The organism is Streptomyces sp. LUP30 (assembly GCF_001746365.1).
Taxonomy (GTDB): domain Bacteria; phylum Actinomycetota; class Actinomycetes; order Streptomycetales; family Streptomycetaceae; genus Streptomyces.
This window is the reverse complement of sequence record NZ_MJAJ01000007.1, coordinates 18169-37689: the sequence shown is the minus strand read 5'-3', so window position 1 is coordinate 37689 and position 19521 is coordinate 18169. Positions and strand designations below refer to the sequence as shown.

Genomic DNA, 19521 nt, shown 5'->3' with positions numbered 1-19521 from the left:
CCGCCGGCCGGTGCGGTGCCTCTCGTCACGAGGGCCCCGCGCCGGGTGCGGCCGTGACCGCCGCCAGCCGGCGCACGTCGTCGAGGAGCCGGGCCTGCTGGACGAGCGAGGGGTCGGCCGCGTTGTGCCCGTGCAGCACGGCGTCCGCGAAGGCGGCCAGGGTGTTGGCGCACTGGTCGTCCGGCTCGAGGACCAGCTCCTCGGTTCCCGAGGACCTCTCGAGCCGGATCACCGGGGCGTGGTCGGCGGGCGGGGTGAACGCGCGGTCCACCGTGATACGGCCCTCGGAGCCCAGCAGTTCGTAGCGCGAGGTGTAGGCGTGGTCCAGACCGAAGACGAGTTGGCCGACGACCCCGTCGGGCCGGTGCGCCAACGCTCCCCCGGCGACGTCCACGCCCGAGGCCTCCTCGTACCGCAGGACTGATCCCGTGATCCGTGCGGTGGGGCCGAGGAAGTACAGCGCGGCCCGCACGGGGTAGGCGCCCACGTCGAGCCGGGCGCCGCCGCCCAGCGCCGCCTGGTACCGGATGTCCGAACGGTCGCGCGGCGGTATGGCGAAGGCCGCGGAGAAAGCGCGCAGCTCACCCACCGCGCCGTCGTCCAGGAGCTCGCGGACGCGGCGCTGGCGGCCGTGATGGACGAACATGAAGTTCTCCCGCAGCACCAGCCCCGACGCCTGCGCCCGTGCCACGAGCGCCTCGGTGACCGCCGGGTCCGTGGTCAGCGGTTTCTCCGCGAGAACGTGCTTCCCCGCCGCCAGGGCCCGCTCCACCCATTCGGCGTGCAGTCCGGTGGGCAGCGGGACGTAGACGGCGTCGACGTCCTCCCGGGCGAGCAACCGCTCGTAGTCCGCCGACGGCCGTCCGCCGAACCGGGCCGTCACCCGTTCGGCACGCCCCGGGTCGCGGCTGGCGACTGCGCTGAGCGAGAGCTGGGGCAGCCGCGCCACGGCGGGCAGCACCCGGCGCAGCGCGATGTCCGCGCAGCCCAGCAGGCCCAGTCGCACCACCGGCCCGGAGCCGGTTGTCATGCCGAGCCCTCCAGCGCGCGCAGCGGCTCCCAGAAGCCGGGGTTGTCCCTGTACCAGGAGACGAGGTCGGCGAGCCCGACGTCGAACGACCAGCGGGGCGCATACCCGAGCCGCTCGCGGATCTTGCCGTCGTCTATGGAGTAGCGCAGGTCGTGGCCCTTGCGGTCCTCGACGTGCCGGACCAGGTCCCAACCCGCTCCGCACAGCTCCAGCAGGCGGGCGGTGACCTCGCGGTTGGTGAGCTCCGTGCCGCCGCCCACGTTGTAGATCTCGCCGGCCGCGCCCTCGGTGAGGACCAGCTGTATGGCTTGGCAGTGGTCGTCGACGTGCAGCCACTCCCGGGAGTTGCCCCCGTCGCCGTAGAGCGGCACGGGCCGGCCGGTGAGCAGGTTGGTGATGAAGCGCGGCAGGAACTTCTCGGGGTGCTGACGCGGGCCGTAGTTGTTGGAGCAACGGGTGATGCGCACGTCCAGACCGTGGGTGCGCCAGTAGGCGCGGGCGATCAGGTCGCTGCCCGCCTTCGAGGCGGCATAGGGGGAGTTGGGCAGCAGCGGCTCGTTCTCGTCCCAGGAGCCGGTCGCGATGGAGCCGTAGACCTCGTCGGTCGACACGTGCACGACCGTGCGGACGCCGACCTCCACGCAGGTCTCCAGCAGACACTGGGTCCCGCCGACGTTGGTGCGGACGAACGCCGCCGCGGCCTGCACCGAGCGGTCGACGTGACTCTCCGCCGCGAAGTGGACCACCATGTCGTGGCCCGGCAGCAGCAGCCGCAGCAGGTCCTGGTCGCAGACGTCCCCGCGGACGAAGAAGAGCCTTGGGTCGTCGGTGGGCAGGTTGTCCAGGCTGCCGGCGTAGGTCACCTTGTCGAGCACGGTGATCTCGGCGTCCTCGTAGCCCGGGTACTCGCCGGCCAGCATGGACCGCACGTAGTGGGATCCGATGAAACCGGCGCCGCCGGTCACCAGTACCTTCATGTCGCCACCTCCGCTTGGGTGTGATCGCCGACGATGAGCCGCGACGGCCGCCTGCCGTCCGCGGCGCTGAGCTTGGCCCACCGGCCGATGATCGAATGACACAGGGCGGGCACACTGTCCACCGCGGCGCCCTCGAGCAGGATCGAGTCCGTCACGCTCACGCTGCTGACGACGCACTCGCGGCCGACCGCGACGCCGGGGCCGACGGTGCTGTCCGAGATCACGCTCCCGGCGCCGACGACCAGCGGACCGACCAGCCGGGACCGTATGACCTTGGCGCCCGCCTCGACGACGACGGCCCCCTCGACGGATGTCTCGTCGTCGATCTCGCCCTCGATCCGCGGCCCCAGCCGGGCCAGGAGCTCGCGGTTGCACTCCAGGAGGTCCTCGGGGCGCCCGGTGTCCTTCCAGTACCCCTGGTACTTCTCCGCGAGCACCGTGCCGCCGCTGTCCAGCAGGTGCTGGATCGCGTCGGTGATCTCCAGCTCGCCGCGGCCGCTCGGGCGGATGGCGGCGACGGCGCGGTGGATCCCGGCGGTGAAGAAGTACACGCCGATGACCGCCAGGTCGCTCTTCGGCTCCGGCGGCTTCTCCACCAGACGGCGGATACGGCCGTCGGCCTCCAGTTCCGCGACACCGTACGCCCGCGGATCCGGCACGGGAGCCACGAGGACCGTCGCATCGCACGCGGACGCCCGGAAGCTCTCGGCGGCCGGCACGATGCCGTCGGCGAGGATGTTGTCTCCCAGGTACATGACGAAGTCGTCGTCTCCGAGGAAGTCCGCGGCGATGACGATGCAGTGGGCCAGGCCGAGCGGAGCGTGCTGTCTGATGTACGTGATCTCCAGGCCGAGGTTCGCCCCGTCTCCGATGGCCGCCCTGATCTGCTCGCCGTGATCCCCGACGATGACCCCGACCTCGGTCACCCCCGCCTCCCGGATCTTCTCCAGACAGTGCCGGAGTACGGGCTTGTTGGCCACCGGGAGCAGTTGCTTGGCCGTCGAATAGGTGAAAGGCCGCAGTCGCGTGCCTGTTCCTCCGGACAATACAAGCGCCTTCATGCCGTGAAGCCTGCGGACCGCCGCTCAAGCCCCGGTCGACGCTGGCTCGCGTCGCGGCCCAGCGAGCGCGGGGTGGCGCGCAGGCCACGTCGCTCGGTCGGCGTTCGACCGCGGCTCGAGCCGCCCCCGCGACCCTGCCCGATATGACACTGGCGAATGGTACGGGGACGCCGCCGCAGGCGGTGGGCGAACTCCGGGGCGACGGTCCGGCGGACGGCTTCTGGGACTTCGCGCGGCCGGCCGGCGGCCCGGTCGCCGGTCTCGCCGAGTTCCGGCGATGGTTCACGCGGCAGGCCCGGATCCACCGGTACGCGGTCGACCGCGTCCCCTTCTCCGCCCTGTCCGGGTGGCGGTTCGAGGCCGGCAGCGGGGACCTGGTGCACGAGTCCGGCGGGTTCTTCGCCATCTCGGGCCTGCGCGTGCGCACCGACTTCCGGCGCCCCCGCGAGTGGACACAGCCGGTGATCGTGCAGCCCGAGATCGGTCTGCTCGGCATCCTCGTCAAACGGTTCGACGGCGTACCGCACCTGCTGATGCAGTCGAAGATGGAACCCGGCAACGTCAACACCCTGCAGCTGTCGCCCACGGTGCAGGCCACGCGCAGCAACTACACCGGCGTCCACCGCGGCCGGCGCGTGCCCTACGTGGAGTACTTCATGGGGCCGCGCCGGGGCACCGTGCTCGCCGACTCCCTCCAGTCCGAGCAGGGCTGGTGGTTCCTGCACAAGCGGAACCGCAACATGGTGGTCGAGACGCGGGACGAGGTGCCGTTGCTGGACGGCTTCCAGTGGCTGACGCTGCCGCAGCTCGGCGAACTGCTGACGAGCGACAACCTGGTCAACATGGACTCGCGCACCGTCCTGTCCACCCTGCCCTGCGGAGAGCCCGCGGCGGAGCTGGTCGACTCGGTCGCCGACCCCTACCGGCGGGCCGCGCTGCGCTCCCTGTCGCCGCGGTACGGGTCCGTGCACGGTCTGCACGAGGTGCTGCGCCGGCTCACCGACGCCCGCGCCCGCCACGAGCTGGTGCAGCGCCGCGTGCCCCTGCGCGACGTCCTCGACGAGGGGCCGTGGCGGCTGACGGAGACCGGGATCGCCCGACCGGACGGGCGGCACTTCGAGGTCATCGGGGTCGACGTGCGCGCGGAGCGACGCGAGGTGGGCCGCTGGTCGCAGCCGCTGGTCGCGCCCGTGGGCGGGCTGTCGGGGCTGTTCGTCAAGCGGATCGACGGGGTGCTTCACCTGCTGCTGGAGGCACGCGTGGAAGCGGGCGCCCTGAATGTGTGCGAGTACGCGCCGAGCGTGCAGTGCTCCCCCTCCCACCTCGGGGCCGTGGGGCGTCCCGCACTCCTCGACCGTCTGCTGTCGGCGCCGCCCGAGCGGATCCGCTACGACACCGCGCTGTCCGAGGAGGGCGGCCGGTTCCACCACGCGGTGACCCGGAACCTGATCGTCGAGACCGACGACGACTTCCCGCTCGCCGAGCCGGAGGGTCACTGCTGGGTGACGCTGCACCAGGCGCAGGCCCTGCTGCGGCACAGCAACTACCTCAACGTGCAGGCCCGTACGCTCGTCGCCTGCCTGACTCTCGGCCTGTTCTGAGACCACCGGACGTCCCACCCGGCGGTCCAGTCCGGCTCAAGGAGGGTTCGACCCCTGCGGCCTAGCGTCGCCCGCATGCGAATCCTCTTCATCTCGGGTGGCAGCCGGGGCGCGGTCTTCCCGCTGGTCCCGCTCGCCACCGCAGCCCGCAACGCCGGTCACGAGGTTTTCGTCGGCGTCACCGAGAACACCCTGCCCGCGGTGGCGAGCGCCGGTCTGCCCGGCGTCTCGCTCACCTCCGGCACGATGCCGCAGTTCATGTACCAGGACCGCGAGGGGAATCCGGCCGTCGAGCCGGACGACCCGGACGAGTGGAACCTGTTCAACGGTCACGGCATGGGCCGGCTCGCGGCAGCCAGCCTGGAGGGCCTGGTCCCGCTGATCGAGCGGTGGCGGCCGGACGTCATCGTCGGCGGGTCCCTGTCCTACGCGGCGCCCATCATCGCCGCCCACTTCAAGATCCCCTTCGTGCGGCACGCGCTGAACATGGGCGAGCCGGCCAACATCGACCTCGGCGCCACCGCGGAACTCGCCCCGGAACTGGAGAAGTTCGGCCTGGCGGACATCCCCGGCGAGGACCTCTTCATCGACATCTGCCCGCCGAGCGTGCGTCCCGAGGACGCCATCCCCGCGCAGTCGATGCGGTACGTGCCGTACAACACGCACAAGAAGCTCGACCCGTGGATGTACACCCGGCCCGAGGTGCCGCGCGTCCTCGTCTCGGCGGGCAGCCGTGTCACCCCCGACTACGAGCTTCCCGAGCTGCGCGCCCTGGTGGAGAAGGTCGCACGGCTCGGCCTCGAGATGGTCATCGCGGTGCCCGACGAGGTCGCGAGCCTGCTGGAGCCGCTGCCCGCCGGGGTGCGGGCCGGCTGGCTGCCCGTCGACGTGCTGATGCGCTCCAGCGATCTGCTGGTGCACCGCGGCGGCGGCAACACCATGCTGTCCGCCATGACCGCGGGCATTCCGCAGCTGGTCATTCCCGCCATGCCCAAGCAGGTCGGCATGACCGAGAACCTGGTCGAGTACGGCGCCGCGAAGATGCTGCTCGACGGGGAGGACACCGCCGAGGCCATCGCCGGGGCGTGCCAGGAGCTCCTGAAGGAGCCCTCCTACCTCAAGCGGTCGCAGGCCATCGCCCAGGAGATCGCGCAGCTCCCGAACCCGTCGGAGGTGGTCGACATCGTGGTGGCGCTGGCGAAGGACAAGGCCGCATGACCTCCATCGACCACACGGTCCCGGGCGGCGTGGCAGGTGCGGACCGCCGCCCGGTGTTCCTCGACGACTTCGCGGGCGGCCTGGCCGCGCACGGCGACGGCGCCCGCTGGGAACTGCGGGCCTCAGGCGCCCTGCCCGACGGAGACGGCACGGTGACGGTCACCCCCGACGGCCTGCTCGTGGACCCCACCGCCCGGCATCCCGAGACCGGCGAGCCGAGCTGGGCGTTCGGGGCCGGGCCAGGGACCGGCGAGGACCACATGCGGTGGCGGGCCGTTCCCCGCGCCACGGCGTCGTCCGGATTCCCGGGCTTCGACGTGACCGGCACACTCACCGTGCACAGCGAGATGGCGGCCGAAGCCTTCGGCGTGGCACGGCATCCGTTCGGCGACGCCGTCGCCGATCCGGACACCGATCTGCGGCTCGCGGCCGGCGCGCTGATCGCGGCGGACGTGGAGACCCGCCTCGTCCTGAATCTGTCGCTGACCAACCGCAGGGTCTACGCCCTGTACGAGCGGTTCGCCCAGGGACCGGACGACCCGACGGCCTTCTGCCGGGCCGTTCCCGTCGCCGACCGCACTCCCGGCCAGGCGCACCGCCTCGCCCTGTCCTACGACCGCACGGCGGGCACCGCCCGCTGGTGGGTGGACGGCGCGGAGGTACTCGCCGTCGACCGTCTCGGCGGCCACGGTCCCGTGGACCGGGGCAGGCTGCTCACCGGCGTGCACGCCCGGGAGGAGGCGATCGCTCCCCGGCAGCTGCTCACCGGGTACGCGTGCTTCACCCTGCTCGACGCCGGCGGACCGGACGGCGGACCCGTGCTGGAGCCCCGCGGCGGCAGCGCGGCACGGCCGTCCCTCTGGGGCCAGGGCGTGCGCCTGTCGCTCCGGGACTTCGGCGTGCACGTCACGGACTGACCGCGGCACCCGCACGAGGGGCCCTCCCACCGGACGATCCGGTGGGAGGGCCCCTCGTCGTGCCCGGCCCGGGTCAGCGCAGGTGGTACTCCTGCGGTCGGACACGGCGGGTGCTGCTCCAGTACTCCAGTGTGGTGAACGGCCAGTTCTGCGCCGACCGGCCGGCCGCCCGGTCGAAGGTCCAGTTGCTCACCGAGGAGAACCCCCACGCCCGCTCCGCGTTGGCCTCGTCGACCCTCGCGTTGTACTCCTCGTAGACCTCCCGGCGCGGCTCGAGCGAGCGGTGGCCGCCGGCCGCCAGCAGGCGCAGGGCGTCCAGCAGGTAGGCGACCCCGCACTCGGAGAAGTAGAAGATGCTGCCGCCCTGGCCGGAGAGATTGGTGTTCGGGCCGTACAGGCAGAACAGGTTCGGGAAGCCGGGGACGGTCAGCCCCAGGTAGGCGCGGGCGCTGCCGTCCCACATCGTGTGCAGGTCCACGCCGTCCCGGCCGGTCACCTTCATGGGCATCAGGAACCGCGAGGCCTCGAAGCCGGTGCCGTACACCAGCACGTCCAGCTCGTGATGGCGCCCGTCGGCCGTGGTCACACCGGTCGGCGTGATCTCCTCGACGGCATCGGAGACCAGTGTCACGTCGTCCCGCTTGAGGGTGCGGATCCAGCTCCCGTTGTCCCGCAGCACCCGCTTGGCCCCCACCGGGTAGCGGGGCAGGAGCCGGGGCAGCAGTTCGGGGGCGTCGGTGAGCTGGCTCTCCAGGGCCCGGGTGAGCAGGCCGCGCATCGTCTCGTTGCGGGCGGACACGGCGCGTTCCGTCGGTGGGTAGGACCGGTCCACGATCCATGCCTCCAGCACGCCGCGCAGTCCCGGTGCGAAGAGCCAGAACCGGTGCCAGTCCGCGTAGTACGGGACATGCTCGAAGAGCCACCGGGCGCCCTGCGGGACCGGCTCGTGGTAGTGCGGGGTGGGCCGGAGCCAGGGCGGCGTGCGCTGGAACACCCGCAGTTCGGCGGTCCGCTCGGCGATCTCCGGGATGAACTGGAAGGCGCTGGCGCCCGTGCCGATCACCCCCACCCGCCGGCCCGTCAGGTCGACCGAGTGGTCCCAGCGCGCGGAGTGGAAGGCCGGGCCGCCGAACGTGTCCCGCCCGGGGATCGCCGGCAGGTTCGGCCGGGACAGCTGTCCGACGGCGCTCACCAGCACGGTGCACTCGACCCGCTCCGGCCCGTCCGCGGTGTCCAGCGTCAGCGACCACCGGCCGCTCTCCTCGTCCCAGGCCGCCTCCCGCACCTCGGTCCCGAAGCGGATGTGGTCGTACAGGCCGAAGCGCTTGGCCACGTCGCGGAAGTAGTCCAGCAGGACGTCCTGGGTGCAGAAGTGGTCGGGCCAGTCGGTCCTCGTGGCGAACGAGTAGCTGTAGAGGTGGCTGGGCACGTCGACGCGGCATCCTGGATACCGGTTGTCGAACCAGGTTCCGCCGACGTCGCTGTTCTTCTCGTAGATCTCGAACGGCACACCGGCCTGGGCGAGCCGGTGAGCGGCCAGCAGACCGCTCATGCCGGCTCCGATGATGCCCACCCGGAGGTCGCTGTCCGGCGCCAGGTCCCGCAAATTCCAGTCCGGGGCCTTGGGATCGACGCCGGGCGCCGTGACCTCCTCGGCGATCAGCGGCAGCAGCTCCCCGGCGTCCTCGCCCATCGCCCAGGAGGTGATGGCGTGCAGCAGCTCCGGCCCGGGCGGGGGCGGCACCGAACTCCCGCCGTCCCGGTGACGGATCAGGGCGCGCAGCGCCAGCTCCCGTGCGGAGGCCAGTTGTTCCGGGGTGAGGCCGCCCTGCGGAAGGGTGAGCCATCCGCTCGGTCCGCAGTAGTCCTCGAGGAAGGACACGTCCCCCGTCAGATGGGCCACGGTCATCAGCAGCGCCGGTATCTCGGCGCTTTCCAGGTGGGCCCGGATGACGTCGTCCGCGGCGGTGATCGGCAAGAACTCGGAAGTGACGCCCATGGCCGCTCCTTTCCAGGTCGGGTACGCGGGTGCGTGGGCCTCGTCAGGAGCGGACGATGTCGAACTGGCCCATCATGCCCATGGCTCCGTGGTCGATGAGGTGGCAGTGGTAGTAGTAACGGCCCAGGTAGGGGTAGGCGAAGCGCACCTGGATGCGCGCCTTCTGGCCCGGCATGACGCTCACGATGTCCTTGAGCCCGGCTTCCCCCGGCGCGGGCGGCGTGCCGTCGACGTCGAGGACGCGGAAGTCGACCAGGTGGATGTGGAAGTTGTGGGGGATCTGGTCGACGTTGCTGATCTCCCAGATCTCCGTGGCGCCCTGCCGGACGGTGAAGTCCACCCGGTTCTCGTCGAACTGGCGCCCGTTGATGAGTCCGCCGCCGGTGGCCGGGTCGAGCGTGAGCGCGAAGCTGCGGGTGAGGGTGGGCGTGCCGAGGGCGGGCAGCGTGGCCAGCTCGGCGGGCACCCGGCTGGTGTCCGGCGCGGGGTCGCCGACGTCGAACCGCATGATCTGGGCGGTGGTGTCCGTCGCGAAGAAGGTGTTCTGCAGCACGATCCGGGTGCCGGCGGCGTACCGGGAGAAGTCCACCACGATGTCCGCCCGCTCCCCGGGCGACAACGGCAGGCTGGACAGCGTGACGGGCGCCGGCAGCAGCCCTCGGTCGGTGCTGATCTGCTGGAACGAGGCGCCGTCGTCGAGCTTGAACTCGAACGGGCGCAGATTGGAACCGTTGACCAGCCGCAGCCGGTACTTGCGGGCCCGGACCCGGAAGTAGGGCTGGGGCTTGCCGTTCACCAGGATCTGCGGGCGCGAGGTGAACAGGTGGTCGAAGTAGAGGGAGCCGTCGTCGTCGAGGCCGACGTCACGGATCATGACCGGCACGTCGTACGCGCCCTGGGGCAGGCCCAGCGAGTCCTCGTTCGCGTCGCCGACGAGATAGAAGCCGGACATGCCGCGGTAGACGTGCTCGGCGTCGGCCATGTGCGCATGGTCGTGGTACCAGAGCGACGCCGCGACCTGGCGGTTCGGGAACGTGTAGGTCCGGGTGGCGCCGGGGGCGATCAGGTCCATCGGACCACCGTCGTTGGCCGGGTCCACCACGGCGCCGTGCAGGTGCATCGAGGTGCCGTCGGCGATGCGGTTGGTCTGCCGGACCACCACCGTGCGGCCGGACCGGGCCCGGATGACCGGGCCGGGCAGCGAGCCCCCGTAGGTGAGGACCGTCGTGCGCTTGCCGGGCAGGATCTCCGTGACCGCCTGCTGCACGTCCAGCGTGTAGTAGTCGGTCGTGCTCGAGCGGCTGGTGGGCCGCAGCGTCCTCGGTATCGGCATCGCCACCTGGAAGGGCGGGATCGGGCCCGCCAGGGCGGGCGCGGCGGCGGCGACCGGCCGGCTGTCCGGGCGCAGTGTCCGCGCGGCCAGGCCACCGGTCACCACCAGGGCGCCGCCGGTCGCCGCCATCAGCTTGAGCATCTCTCGTCTGCTGTTCATGGTGCGTCTCTCTATGTACTCGGTGCTCCCCTGGGGACCCCCCGTCCACCGGCCCGCGACAGCGGGCCGGTTTCCCCTTGCCGGGATTTCAGGAAGGGAACACCTCTCCCCCGTACACGCCGGCGGCCGCCTCGAACTGCAACGCCACATGGGTGGCAGCCGAGTTGACGTCCCGCCAGAAGCGCTGCATCGGACTGTGCTCCGACTGCCCGCTGGTGCCGCCGGCGCGGAAGAGCCGGTCCACCGCGGTGACCAGTTGCTGTACCGCCAGCGAGCAGTCGCGCAGGTTGCGCGCCGTCTGCAGCGGGCTGACGGCCGAGCCCAGGTCGGCCACGGCCGACGCCCGCTCCAGCAACAGCTCGGCGGCGTCGATCTCGCCCGACGACCGGCTGAGCGTCTGTTCGTGCGCGGCCCGGTTGACCGGCGGCCGGCCCGGAACCGAGGCCGTCCGCAGCTTCTCACCGACGTACTGCGACCACGAGCGCAGCGCGCCCTGGGCCGCGCCGAGCGTCGGCGTGGCGAACGACAGGCCGTTGGCCGCCTGCAACGGCACGCTGTGGCAGGGGGCAGTGGAGTCCACGGCCCGCCCGGCGAACAGGTCCTCGCGGCGGAAGGTGCGCCCCGCGGGCACGATCACCTCGTCCAGGACCAGGGTGTTGCTGCCCGTCGCCCGCATGCCGACGCTGGACCACGAGTCCACGACGGCGTACGCGGAGCGCGGGACGGCGAACATCAGCGCCTGCGGGCCGCCTTCGGTCTCGGCCATCCCGGCGACCAGGGCCCAGTCGGAGAAGTCGACCGCGCTGATGTAGGGCCACGCGCCGGACAGCCGCCAGCCGCCGGCCGTCTCGGTCGCCTTTCCGGCCGGGGTGAGGGAGCCGACCACCACCGCGTCGGGACCGTCGGCCCAGATCTCCCGGTAGCCCTCGGCGGGCAGGAACGCGGCCATCCGGGCCAGGTTCGCGAAGAGCGAGGCGCACCAGGCGGTGGCGGCGCAGGAGGCGCCGACGGTGACGACGGCCCGGCTCAGCTCCGTGAAGGTGCCCGCGTTCCCGCCCGCGTCGACCGGGACGAAGTGCCGGGCGAAACCGGCCGCGACCACCTCTTTCACCACCTCGGCGTCCAGCCGGCGGTTGGCCTCCGCCACGGCCGCGCTTCGCTCGGCTGCCTGCGCGACGTCCTTCGCGGCGGACAGCAGACCGGTGTTCGGAAGGGTTCGCTCGGGCATCCCTGCTCACTCCTTGGTCTCGCTGGTGGGCCGACCCTGGCGAGCCGCGGTGGAAGGTGGCTCGAATGCCGCTGGAACCCACCGCGGCCGCCGCTCGCGCGAGCCTCGCTCGAGTGGCGCTCGACCGGAATTCCCTATACCTGGAGCCGTGTTGCGTGCATACCGTTGTCGGTGCGGTGGCCGCGCTCGTGCGCGGACACCCGGGTACCCGGACGCAGGGAGACAGGGTGCGGTGGGCTGTGGAGGACCTGATCGGCGTGTGGCGCCTGATCAGTTACGTCGACCTCGACGAGGCGGGGGGCAGCCGTGAGGGCCCGCTGGGTCCCGACCCGCAGGGCCTGCTGATCTACGGCGACCACGGGCACATGTCGGTGTCGATGATGCGGGGCGACCACGCGACGGCCCCCGAATCGGCCACGGTCTTCATGGGCTATGCCGGCACATGGCGGCCCGTCGAGGGCGCGGTCAAGCACCACGTCAGCGTGAGCGCCCATCCCTTCCAGGTCGGCACCGAGCTGACGCGGGAGGCCGAACTCGACGGCGACCGGCTCGTGTTGCACGGCGTCGCCGTCATCGACGGCCGCCCGCAGCGCCGCGTGCTGACCTGGCAGCGGGTGCCCGCCCCCGTTTCGGCACAGCGTCCGGCAGGCATGTCCGTCGCAGAAACTCGCCCTAAGGAGCACAGTCCTTGAAAGCAGTCATCGCCCAGTCCTATGTCCCCGTCGACCAGCTCGTGGTCACCGACGCGGCACCCCCCACGCCCGGGCCCGGCCAGGTCCTGGTGCGGGTGGAGGCGGCAGGGCTCAACCCGATCGACGCCATTCTGATCACCGGCCGGCTGCGCCAGGTGATGCCCGTGGAACACCCCTTCGTGCCCGGCATGGACGCGGCCGGCGTCGTGGAGGCCGTCGGCGCCGGGGTGACCCGGTTCGCTCCCGGCGACAAGGTCGTGGCGTTCACCCACGACACCACGGGCACCCTGGCCGAGCTGACGATCGTCGCCGACGGGCCGGGGCTCGTCCACCGGCCCGAGTCCGTGGACGCGGTCACCGGGGCGGCGCTGCCGGTCTCCGGGATGACCGCGGCCGCCCTGCTGGAGGCGTCCGGTCTCACGGCCGGCCGGAGCGTGCTGATCGTCGGCGCGACCGGCGGTATCGGCTCCTATCTGGTGCAGCTGGCGTCCGGCGCCGGCGCCGAGGTGATCGCCACCGCGCAGCCGTCCGCCCTCGACCATGTGCGCAAGCTCGGCGCCGCGCACGCCGTCGACTACACCTCCGTCGATCCTGTCGCCGAGGCCCGGCGCCTGTACCCGGACGGCGTCGACGTGGTCATCGACCTCGTCAACGGCGGTCCCGCGGTGGAGAGCACGGCGGCCGCGGTCCGCCCGGGCGGACGGCTGGTGTCCTCGATCGGCGTTCCCGACTCCCTCGACCGGGACGTGACGCCGGTGCACGTGGGAGTGGAGAACGGCATCGGCCGGCTCGAGGAACTCGTCGGCAAGGTCGCGTCGGGCGAGCTGACCGTCCACGTCAGCGGCACGTACCCGCTCGCGGACGCCGCGCAGGCCTACGCCGACTTCACCGGCGGCAAGCACCCGGTCGGCAAGGTCGTCATCACCGTCTGACGCCGGATGCGGCGCCCTCGGACGTTTCCCTGAAGGACGGTGCCCGGCCACCACGGCCGGGCACCGCGGTCCGCCCCCTGGAAGGTTTGCCGTGGACTACGACTTCGACCCGGAGCTGGCTCCCTGGGCGGCCAAGCTCCCGGCCGTCGACTACCGCGATCTCGACACGGCGCGGGCGCTGCTGCGCGCGGCGACGGGCAACGCCCCCGCCTACGAACCCGAGCAGCCGGTGGAGGTGACGGACCGGGCCGTCCCCGGTCCGCCCGGCGCCCCGGCGGTCGCGGTGCGCGTCTACCGGCCCGCCGGGCGGACCGGGCCGCTGCCCGCGCTGCTCTATCTGCGGTGGGGCGGATTCGTCTTCGGCGACCTGGACTCCATCCACTCCACGGCGCTGCGGCTCGCCGACCGGGTCGGCGCCGTCGTGGTGTCGGTCGGCTATCGCAACGCCCCCGAAGACCCTTATCCGGCCGCCCTGTTCGACTGCTACGCCGCTCTGGAGTGGACGGTCCGCAGCGCCGCGGAACTCGGCGTCGACCCCGACCGCATCGGGGTGGGCGGGGAGAGCGCCGGCGGCGGTCTCGCGGCGGCGCTGACCCTGATGGCGCGCGATCGCCGCGGGCCACGGCTGAGGTTCCAGTGCCTCTTCCATCCGGAGCTCGACGACCGGCTGGACACCCTCTCCGCCCGCCGGTTCACGGACACCCCCAAATGGAACCGCGCCGGTGCGGAGCTGAGCTGGCAGCGCTATCTGACGGGGACCGCCGAACCGGGAACCGGCGCGGTCCCGCCGCTCGCCGCCCCCGCCCGCGCCGACGATCTGCGCGGTCTTCCCCCCGCCTTCGTCATGGTCTGCGAGTTCGACCCGCTGCGGGACGAGGGCATCGGGTACGCCCATCGGCTGATCCAGGCCGGCGTGCGTACCGAACTGAGGCACTACCCGGGAACCTTCCACGGTTCCGTGGCGATCGACGCGGAGATCTCCCGCCGGATGATCGCCGACCAGGTCCACGCCCTGCGTCAGGGCCTGGGCGCCTGACGGGCCGTCGTCGGCCCACCACGACACGACCACTGCCGGGGCCGTCCCCCGCAGGAGAAGGTGAGCGCATTTCCATGGCACGCAAGAGGAGTCTGAGGCGGCTGCTGACAGCCGCGGCCCTGTGCTGCGCGGCGGTGACCGGTACCGTTCCGGCCGCCGCGGCCGACAAGGGCACGGACCCGACCTCGTACCGCATCACATGGGACGACTTCCGGGACGGTTTCTCCGCCTCGGGACCCGACGCCCGCTGGGCCTTCCCCACGATCGGCCCCTTCGTGACCGACGACGGGAGGACCACGACCTCCGGGCGCGGTCTCCACCTCGTCTCCGGCGGCGTCAACCCGGTCACGGGGAAGCCGGCCTTCACCCACACCGTGGGCCAGGAGAACAGCGACGGCTCGGGGCTGCCGGGCAATCTGGACCACGTCAAGTGGCTGGCGTTCACCAACCACACCTCGTCGGCGGGCTACCAGGGCTTCGACGCGACGCCCGGCCGGGTGCTCTCCTGCGAGACCTGGATGTCGGGCCGGACCTACGGCACCCGGGCGCATCCGTTCGGGAGCCGGGTGGCCGACCCGGACGACGACCTGCGGCTGGCTTCGGTGGGCATGCCGGTGCTCGACCCGGAGACGTCGATGATCTTCGACTTCTTCGCGACGAACAAGCAGGTGTACGCCTTCTACGAGCGGGTCCCGGACAACCGCGCGAAGCTGGGCGACTACGCCGCCTTCACCTACGCGGTGCCCGTGGCGTCCACCGCGCCCGGCCGGCAGCACCACTTCAAGATCTCCTACGACCGGGCCGCCGGTACGGTGCGCTGGGTGCTCGACGGGCGCGTCGTCTTCACGGTGGACCGCATCGGGCACCGCCTGCCGTCCCGGCAGTACATGATGCTCGACAACGGCGGCACGGACATGACCGCGGCCCCGCGCCAGCTCAGCTGCGGCATGGGCCTGTTCACGATCATGGACGGTGGCCGGCCCGGCGCCGCCGACGACTCGGCCCTGATCCGGCTGACCAACGCCCCCGACCACTACTACGCCCCCCGGACCGGCGCTCCGTCGCCGCAGAGGTTCTACGACGACGCCAGCGCGCCGGGGAACCGGTTGTTCGGCCAGGGCGCCGGACTGGACATGAGCCGGTACGTCGTCTCCAGCGTCCCGGTGGCCGCGGCCGGCAGCGGCCGCTGATCCGGCCACGACGACGCGAAGGGGCGGTCCGCACCGGCGGACCGCCCCTTCGTCGTTCGGTCAGCGGCTGCCCTCGACGGCCGCGGCCGCGTAGGACAGGGTCGTCCGGCTGTTGTTGCCGAGCGCCTCGCGGACGTAGGCCCGGGCGTCCCCGAGCGTGCTGCCCTCCCCCAGCACCTCGGTCACCGCGGCCGGGTTCAGGGCCACCGTGTGCCGGGCGGTCGCCACCGGCCCCTCGTCGCCGTCGGAGAAGGTCCACAGACCGCTGTGCCCGAGCAGCAGCTTCGGCATCCTCAGCTGCTTGTACGCGATCCACTCCCCGTCCTGGCACACCCGGAACGAGCGGGTCGTGTGTGCGGAGCCGTCCGCCGTCACGGTCTCCATCTCCAGCTCCTGCACGCCCGGGGACGGCTCGCTCAGCCGGACGCTGCCGACGTGCGGCAGCCGCTCCGCCCACAGGTCGGCGCGATGGACGAAGTCGTAGGCGTCGGCCACCGCCGAACGCAGCGGCAGGACGTCGGTGAACGAGAAGATCACGTCCCGCAGGGGGTGGCCGAGGCCCGCCAGCCGGGCGAGCGCGGCCAGTTCCTCGGGGCTGTTGCGGTCCAGCGCCGCAGTGATCGAGGCCAGCGTCCGCGGGCTGTCGTCGACCGGGGTGAAGTCGTGCACCAGCACGATCCGGCAGCGCCCGTCGGGCAGCTCCCGGAAGATCCACTCGCCGCTCATCGCGGCGAACGGCGGCCGGCTGTGCTCCTGGTGGAAGACGATCCGCAGTTCCTCGGGGTGCAGGGTGCGCCGGGAGACCCAGCTGGTGACCTGGCCGTTGACCACGGCCCACAGCTGGAAGCGCTCCTGTCGCGCCGTGTGCTCGAAGTGCCGTACGTACACGGTCGGCCCGAACGCCGCGGGCCACAGCGTCACGTCCGCGGCCAGGTCGTAGAGCGTGCGGGGCGGCGCGGACACGGTCAGGGTGTGCTCGGTGCGGTGCCGGTTCGTCATGGGCGGTGAACTCCTTCGTCTGCCTGGCGGACGCGGAACGACGGCGTCCGCACCCGCGGCCTGCGGGTACGGACGCCGTCGGAGGGGGCCGGAAGGGGCCGGATGGGATCGAAGCGGATCGGTGGATCGGAGCGGACAGGGGAGAAAGGGGGCAGGGGCGAAGGGCGTCAGGCGGTCGCGGCGACGGACCGGTTGACCAGATCGAGCAGGGCCCGCGGGGTGGCGACCTCGGTGATCTCGTCGTCCGAGAGGTCCACTCCGTACTCCTGGGTGATACGGGCCGCCGTCTCCATCATCGCCAGCGAGTCGTAACCGAGGTCCTGGAACGTCACGTCGAGGATGTCGCCGCTGAGGTCGGCCGCGTCGTCCTCGCCCGCGCACGCCACGAGGATGCGGCGCACGTCTTCGATGTCCATCGTTGCCATGGGTGGTGATTCCTCCTGCGTTGTCGCCTGTTCAGCGGGTGGGTGCGGTCACGACGAGGGCCGAGTTGAACCCCCAGCGGCCGCGGGCGAGGATCAGGGCTGCCTTCACGGGCATGCTCCGAGCCTCGTGGCGGACCACGTCGAGCCCGTACTCCTCGGGCACGTCGGTGGTGTGCGCGGTCGCCGGCACGACCTGGTCGCGGATGCTCAGCAGGGCGGTGACGACGTCGACCGGGCCGCCGCCCGCGTACATCCGGCCCGTGAGGGCCTTCGGCGCGGTCACCGGGACCCCCTTCGGCCCGAAGATCTCGGTGAGGGCCAAGGCCTCGGCGCGGTCCGGTCCCGGCAGGCCGGCGGCGTCGGCGAACACCACGTCGATGTCGTCGGGCCGCAACCCGGCGTCGGCGATGGCGAGTTCGGCGGCCCGGCGCAGCGTCGGGGGCCGGTCGGAGCCCGGCCGGGGGTCGAACGTGGACGCGTAGCCGGCGATCTCGCCGTAGATCTGCGGGGCGCCGCGCCGTGCGGCCGAGTCGGCGTCCTCGACGATGAGGATGCCGCCGCCCTCACCGGGCACGTATCCGCTCGCCCGGCGGTCGAACGGCAGGTAGGCCGCCGCCGGGTCGTCCACGGTGCTGACCAGGCCACCGGCCAGCTGCGAGGCCCACCCCCACGGGTCGAAGGCGGAGTCGACCCCGCCGGCGAGCACCAGCTCGGTGCCGCCGCGGACGGTACGGCGGGCGTGTCCGAGCGCGTCGAGGCCCCCTGCCTGTTCGGCGACGAGGGCGGCACTCGGCCCCCGCATGCCGTTGCGGATGGAGATCTGGCCGGTGTTGACCGCGTAGAACCAGGCGAAGGACTCGTAGACGCTGACGAACTCCGGTCCCTTGCTCCACAGTTTGCGGAACTCGCGGTGCGTGAAGTCGAATCCGCCCTGGGCGCTCGACGTGACCACGCCCATGCTGTAGTCCGCGAGGGTGTCCGGCCCCACGGCCGCGTCCGCCAGCGCCCAGTCGGCGGCGGCGAGCGCGTACCGGGTCGACACGTCGGTCTGCGGCAGCAGCCTGCTCGGCAGGTGTTCCTTGGCGTCGAAGTCCGTGATCTGGCCGGCCAGCCGGGAGGAGTGACCCGACGTGTCGAAACGGGTGAGCTCGCCGATCCCGCTCTCGCCGGCCAGCACGGACTTCCAGTGCTGGTCGCTGCCGAGCCCGGTCGGTGCGGCGACCGCTATTCCGGTGATCACCGTGGCGCTCATGCCGATGCTCCCTCGGGACGGTGCAGGACCATGGCGCTCTGGAACCCGCCGAAGCCGCTGCCGACGGTCAGGACGGTGTCCACCCGCTGCTCGCGCGCGGTCAGCGGCACATAGTCCAGGTCGCACTCGGGGTCGGGAATGTGCAGGTTGGCGGTCGGTGGCACCACGTTGTGCTTCATGGCCAGCGCGCACGCGGCGATCTCGATCGATCCGATCGCGCCGAGCGAGTGTCCGACCATCGACTTGATGGAGCTCACCGGGACGTCGTAGGCGTGCGGGCCGAGGCTGCGCTTGAACGCGGCGGTCTCGTGCCGGTCGTTCTGCTTGGTCCCCGATCCGTGGGCGTTGACGTAGTCGATGCCGGTGGGGTCGGTCCGGGACTCGTCGAGCGCGACCCGGATCGCCTCGGCCATCTCACGGCCGTCCGTCTTCAGACCCGTCATGTGGTAGGCGTTGCAGCGGGTCGCGTAGCCGCCGACCTCCGCGTAGATGTGGGCGCCGCGGCGCACCGCCCGCTCGTACTCCTCGAGCACGAACATCGCGGCGCCCTCGGCCAGGACGAAGCCGTTGCGGGAGCCGTCGAAGGGCCTGGACGCCCGGGCCGGATCGTCGTTGCGCGAAGTCGTCGCCTTGATCGCGTCGAAGCAGGCGACGACGATGGGTGAGATCGGCGTGTCCGCCGCACCGGCCAGAACGATGTCGGCGGAGTTCTCCCGGATGAGCTGGACGCCGTAGCCCACCGCGTCGAGTCCCGAGGTGCAGCCGTCCGACACCATGGTCGCCGGGCCCTCGGCGCCGACCGCCCAGGCGACCTCGGCGGGCATCACTCCCGGGCTGAGGTAGTCGAACATGTGCGGGGACATGTAGTCCGTGTCGACGAGCCACTCGCGGCCCGCGTCGGACATGACCAGGTACTCGTTCTCCAGGCTGGTGGCGGAGGCGACCGCGCTGCCGAGGCTGACGCCGATCCGGGACGGGTCGACGACGTCGAACTCCAGCCCGCTGTCGGCCACCGCGTCCCTCGTGCAGACGACGGCGAACTGGCTGGCCCGGTCCATCCGGCGGATCTCCCGGGGGCTCAGCCCCTCGGCCACCGCGTCGAAGTCCACTTCGCCCGCGATCCGGGAACGGAAGGGGCCCGCGTCGAAGGTGGAGATCTTGCGAGTGGCGGTGCGCCCTGAGGACAGCAGGTCCCAGAACTCCTTCGTGCCGGAGCCGCCCGGAGCACGGACACCGATACCGGTGATCACTACGCGCCTGGTCATCGGGTACTCCGGGCGCGAGTGGAGCCGGGGCGGAGCCCCGTGGGCCGACGTCGCAGCCGACCCCGGCTTCCCTCCATGCAGAACATCTCAGTTCGTTCCTTTCGCGTGACGGAGCTCGCGCTCTCCGGCGGAACCGCGCCGAAGGTTCCAGCAGGCTCGCTCCGACCGCTCGAGCCGGGCTCGAAGAAGAGTGGACGTCCCCGATGC

17 protein-coding genes are annotated in these 19521 nt (G+C 72.0%); 7 read left to right on the top strand and 10 right to left on the bottom strand.

What is annotated here, in order from left to right; translation table 11 throughout:
• Positions 1-25: 25 nt before the first annotated feature.
• From BG482_RS08385 to BG482_RS08375, 3 genes are read right to left on the bottom strand one after another with little or no spacing between them, the layout of a single operon-like run.
• Positions 26-1030, bottom strand: coding sequence for a Gfo/Idh/MocA family protein (locus BG482_RS08385; RefSeq protein ID WP_069768272.1), 1005 nt, complete (start codon positions 1028-1030; stop codon positions 26-28).
• The gene (gene rfbB, locus BG482_RS08380; RefSeq protein ID WP_069768271.1) at positions 1027-2007 is read right to left on the bottom strand and encodes a dTDP-glucose 4,6-dehydratase; all 981 of its coding nucleotides are present in this window, start codon (positions 2005-2007) and stop codon (positions 1027-1029) included. The genes BG482_RS08385 and rfbB overlap by 4 nt, the downstream gene beginning before the upstream one ends.
• Positions 2004-3068: a glucose-1-phosphate thymidylyltransferase gene (locus BG482_RS08375; protein WP_069768270.1), complete on the bottom strand. Its 1065-nt coding sequence runs from the start codon at positions 3066-3068 to the stop codon at positions 2004-2006. Before BG482_RS08375 ends, rfbB begins: the two co-directional genes overlap by 4 nt.
• 143 nt (positions 3069-3211) lie before the next feature.
• Here BG482_RS08375 and BG482_RS08370 point away from each other — a divergent pair, with 143 nt between their 5' ends.
• The 3 genes from BG482_RS08370 (at position 3212) to BG482_RS08360 (ending at position 6804) form a co-directional block, all read left to right on the top strand.
• Positions 3212-4669, top strand: a complete 1458-nt coding sequence (locus tag BG482_RS08370; protein WP_079141680.1) for an NDP-hexose 2,3-dehydratase family protein — start codon at positions 3212-3214, stop codon at positions 4667-4669.
• 75 nt (positions 4670-4744) lie between these two features.
• Positions 4745-5887, top strand: a complete 1143-nt coding sequence (locus tag BG482_RS08365; RefSeq protein WP_069768268.1) for a glycosyltransferase — start codon at positions 4745-4747, stop codon at positions 5885-5887.
• Complete coding sequence (locus BG482_RS08360; RefSeq protein WP_069768267.1) at positions 5884-6804, top strand: DUF6081 family protein; 921 nt, start codon at positions 5884-5886, stop codon at positions 6802-6804. Before BG482_RS08365 ends, BG482_RS08360 begins: the two co-directional genes overlap by 4 nt.
• Before the next feature lie 73 nt (positions 6805-6877).
• Here BG482_RS08360 and BG482_RS08355 read toward each other — a convergent pair whose 3' ends face one another.
• The 3 genes from BG482_RS08355 to BG482_RS08345 all read right to left on the bottom strand — a co-directional run bounded on the left by BG482_RS08355 (position 6878) and on the right by BG482_RS08345 (position 11523).
• The gene (locus BG482_RS08355) at positions 6878-8803 is read right to left on the bottom strand and encodes an NAD(P)/FAD-dependent oxidoreductase (protein WP_069768266.1); all 1926 of its coding nucleotides are present in this window, start codon (positions 8801-8803) and stop codon (positions 6878-6880) included.
• Positions 8804-8846: 43 nt separating this feature from the next.
• Positions 8847-10295: a multicopper oxidase family protein gene (locus BG482_RS08350; RefSeq protein WP_069768265.1), complete on the bottom strand. Its 1449-nt coding sequence runs from the start codon at positions 10293-10295 to the stop codon at positions 8847-8849.
• 88 nt (positions 10296-10383) lie between these two features.
• The gene (locus tag BG482_RS08345) at positions 10384-11523 is read right to left on the bottom strand and encodes a hydrolase (RefSeq protein WP_069768264.1); all 1140 of its coding nucleotides are present in this window, start codon (positions 11521-11523) and stop codon (positions 10384-10386) included.
• Positions 11524-11750: 227 nt separating this feature from the next.
• Between BG482_RS08345 and BG482_RS08340 the strand changes: the two genes are divergently transcribed.
• The 4 genes from BG482_RS08340 (at position 11751) to BG482_RS08325 (ending at position 15373) form a co-directional block, all read left to right on the top strand.
• The gene (locus BG482_RS08340; protein ID WP_256096302.1) at positions 11751-12215 is read left to right on the top strand and encodes a lipocalin-like domain-containing protein; all 465 of its coding nucleotides are present in this window, start codon (positions 11751-11753) and stop codon (positions 12213-12215) included.
• A complete protein-coding gene (locus BG482_RS08335) occupies positions 12212-13147 on the top strand; it encodes an NADP-dependent oxidoreductase (protein WP_079141678.1) in 936 nt (311 codons plus the stop codon). The genes BG482_RS08340 and BG482_RS08335 overlap by 4 nt, the downstream gene beginning before the upstream one ends.
• A gap of 91 nt (positions 13148-13238) precedes the next feature.
• Entirely contained in the window at positions 13239-14183 is a 945-nt protein-coding gene (locus BG482_RS08330; RefSeq protein WP_069768262.1) for an alpha/beta hydrolase, read from the top strand.
• A 74-nt stretch (positions 14184-14257) separates the two neighbouring features.
• A complete protein-coding gene (locus BG482_RS08325) occupies positions 14258-15373 on the top strand; it encodes a DUF6081 family protein (RefSeq protein ID WP_079141677.1) in 1116 nt (371 codons plus the stop codon).
• A gap of 60 nt (positions 15374-15433) precedes the next feature.
• Here BG482_RS08325 and BG482_RS08320 read toward each other — a convergent pair whose 3' ends face one another.
• From BG482_RS08320 to BG482_RS08305, 4 genes are all read right to left on the bottom strand, one after another.
• Positions 15434-16372 carry an aromatase/cyclase gene (locus tag BG482_RS08320; RefSeq protein ID WP_069768261.1) on the bottom strand — a complete coding sequence of 313 codons (939 nt, stop codon included), beginning with the start codon at positions 16370-16372 and terminating at the stop codon, positions 15434-15436.
• Between the two features lie 167 nt (positions 16373-16539).
• The gene (locus BG482_RS08315; protein ID WP_069768260.1) at positions 16540-16797 is read right to left on the bottom strand and encodes an acyl carrier protein; all 258 of its coding nucleotides are present in this window, start codon (positions 16795-16797) and stop codon (positions 16540-16542) included.
• 31 nt (positions 16798-16828) lie between these two features.
• Positions 16829-18049, bottom strand: coding sequence for a ketosynthase chain-length factor (locus BG482_RS08310; RefSeq protein ID WP_069768259.1), 1221 nt, complete (start codon positions 18047-18049; stop codon positions 16829-16831).
• A complete protein-coding gene (locus BG482_RS08305) occupies positions 18046-19314 on the bottom strand; it encodes a beta-ketoacyl synthase (RefSeq protein ID WP_079141676.1) in 1269 nt (422 codons plus the stop codon). The genes BG482_RS08310 and BG482_RS08305 overlap by 4 nt, the downstream gene beginning before the upstream one ends.
• Between the last annotated feature and the right edge of the window lie 207 nt (positions 19315-19521).

Excerpts from the sequence above, each read along its gene's own strand:
- BG482_RS08385 (WP_069768272.1), bottom strand. The coding sequence starts at position 1,030 with ATGACAACCGGCTCCGGGCCGGTGGTGCGACTGGGCCTGCTGGGCTGC.
- BG482_RS08370 (WP_079141680.1), top strand. The coding sequence starts at position 3,212 with ATGACACTGGCGAATGGTACGGGGACGCCGCCGCAGGCGGTGGGCGAA.
- BG482_RS08345 (WP_069768264.1), bottom strand. The coding sequence starts at position 11,523 with ATGCCCGAGCGAACCCTTCCGAACACCGGTCTGCTGTCCGCCGCGAAG.
- rfbB (WP_069768271.1), bottom strand. The coding sequence starts at position 2,007 with ATGAAGGTACTGGTGACCGGCGGCGCCGGTTTCATCGGATCCCACTAC.
- BG482_RS08310 (WP_069768259.1), bottom strand. The coding sequence starts at position 18,049 with ATGAGCGCCACGGTGATCACCGGAATAGCGGTCGCCGCACCGACCGGG.
- BG482_RS08375 (WP_069768270.1), bottom strand. The coding sequence starts at position 3,068 with ATGAAGGCGCTTGTATTGTCCGGAGGAACAGGCACGCGACTGCGGCCT.
- BG482_RS08305 (WP_079141676.1), bottom strand. The coding sequence starts at position 19,314 with ATGACCAGGCGCGTAGTGATCACCGGTATCGGTGTCCGTGCTCCGGGC.
- BG482_RS08355 (WP_069768266.1), bottom strand. The coding sequence starts at position 8,803 with ATGGGCGTCACTTCCGAGTTCTTGCCGATCACCGCCGCGGACGACGTC.
- BG482_RS08365 (WP_069768268.1), top strand. The coding sequence starts at position 4,745 with ATGCGAATCCTCTTCATCTCGGGTGGCAGCCGGGGCGCGGTCTTCCCG.
- BG482_RS08325 (WP_079141677.1), top strand. The coding sequence starts at position 14,258 with ATGGCACGCAAGAGGAGTCTGAGGCGGCTGCTGACAGCCGCGGCCCTG.
- BG482_RS08320 (WP_069768261.1), bottom strand. The coding sequence starts at position 16,372 with ATGACGAACCGGCACCGCACCGAGCACACCCTGACCGTGTCCGCGCCG.
- BG482_RS08360 (WP_069768267.1), top strand. The coding sequence starts at position 5,884 with ATGACCTCCATCGACCACACGGTCCCGGGCGGCGTGGCAGGTGCGGAC.
- BG482_RS08315 (WP_069768260.1), bottom strand. The coding sequence starts at position 16,797 with ATGGCAACGATGGACATCGAAGACGTGCGCCGCATCCTCGTGGCGTGC.
- BG482_RS08350 (WP_069768265.1), bottom strand. The coding sequence starts at position 10,295 with ATGAACAGCAGACGAGAGATGCTCAAGCTGATGGCGGCGACCGGCGGC.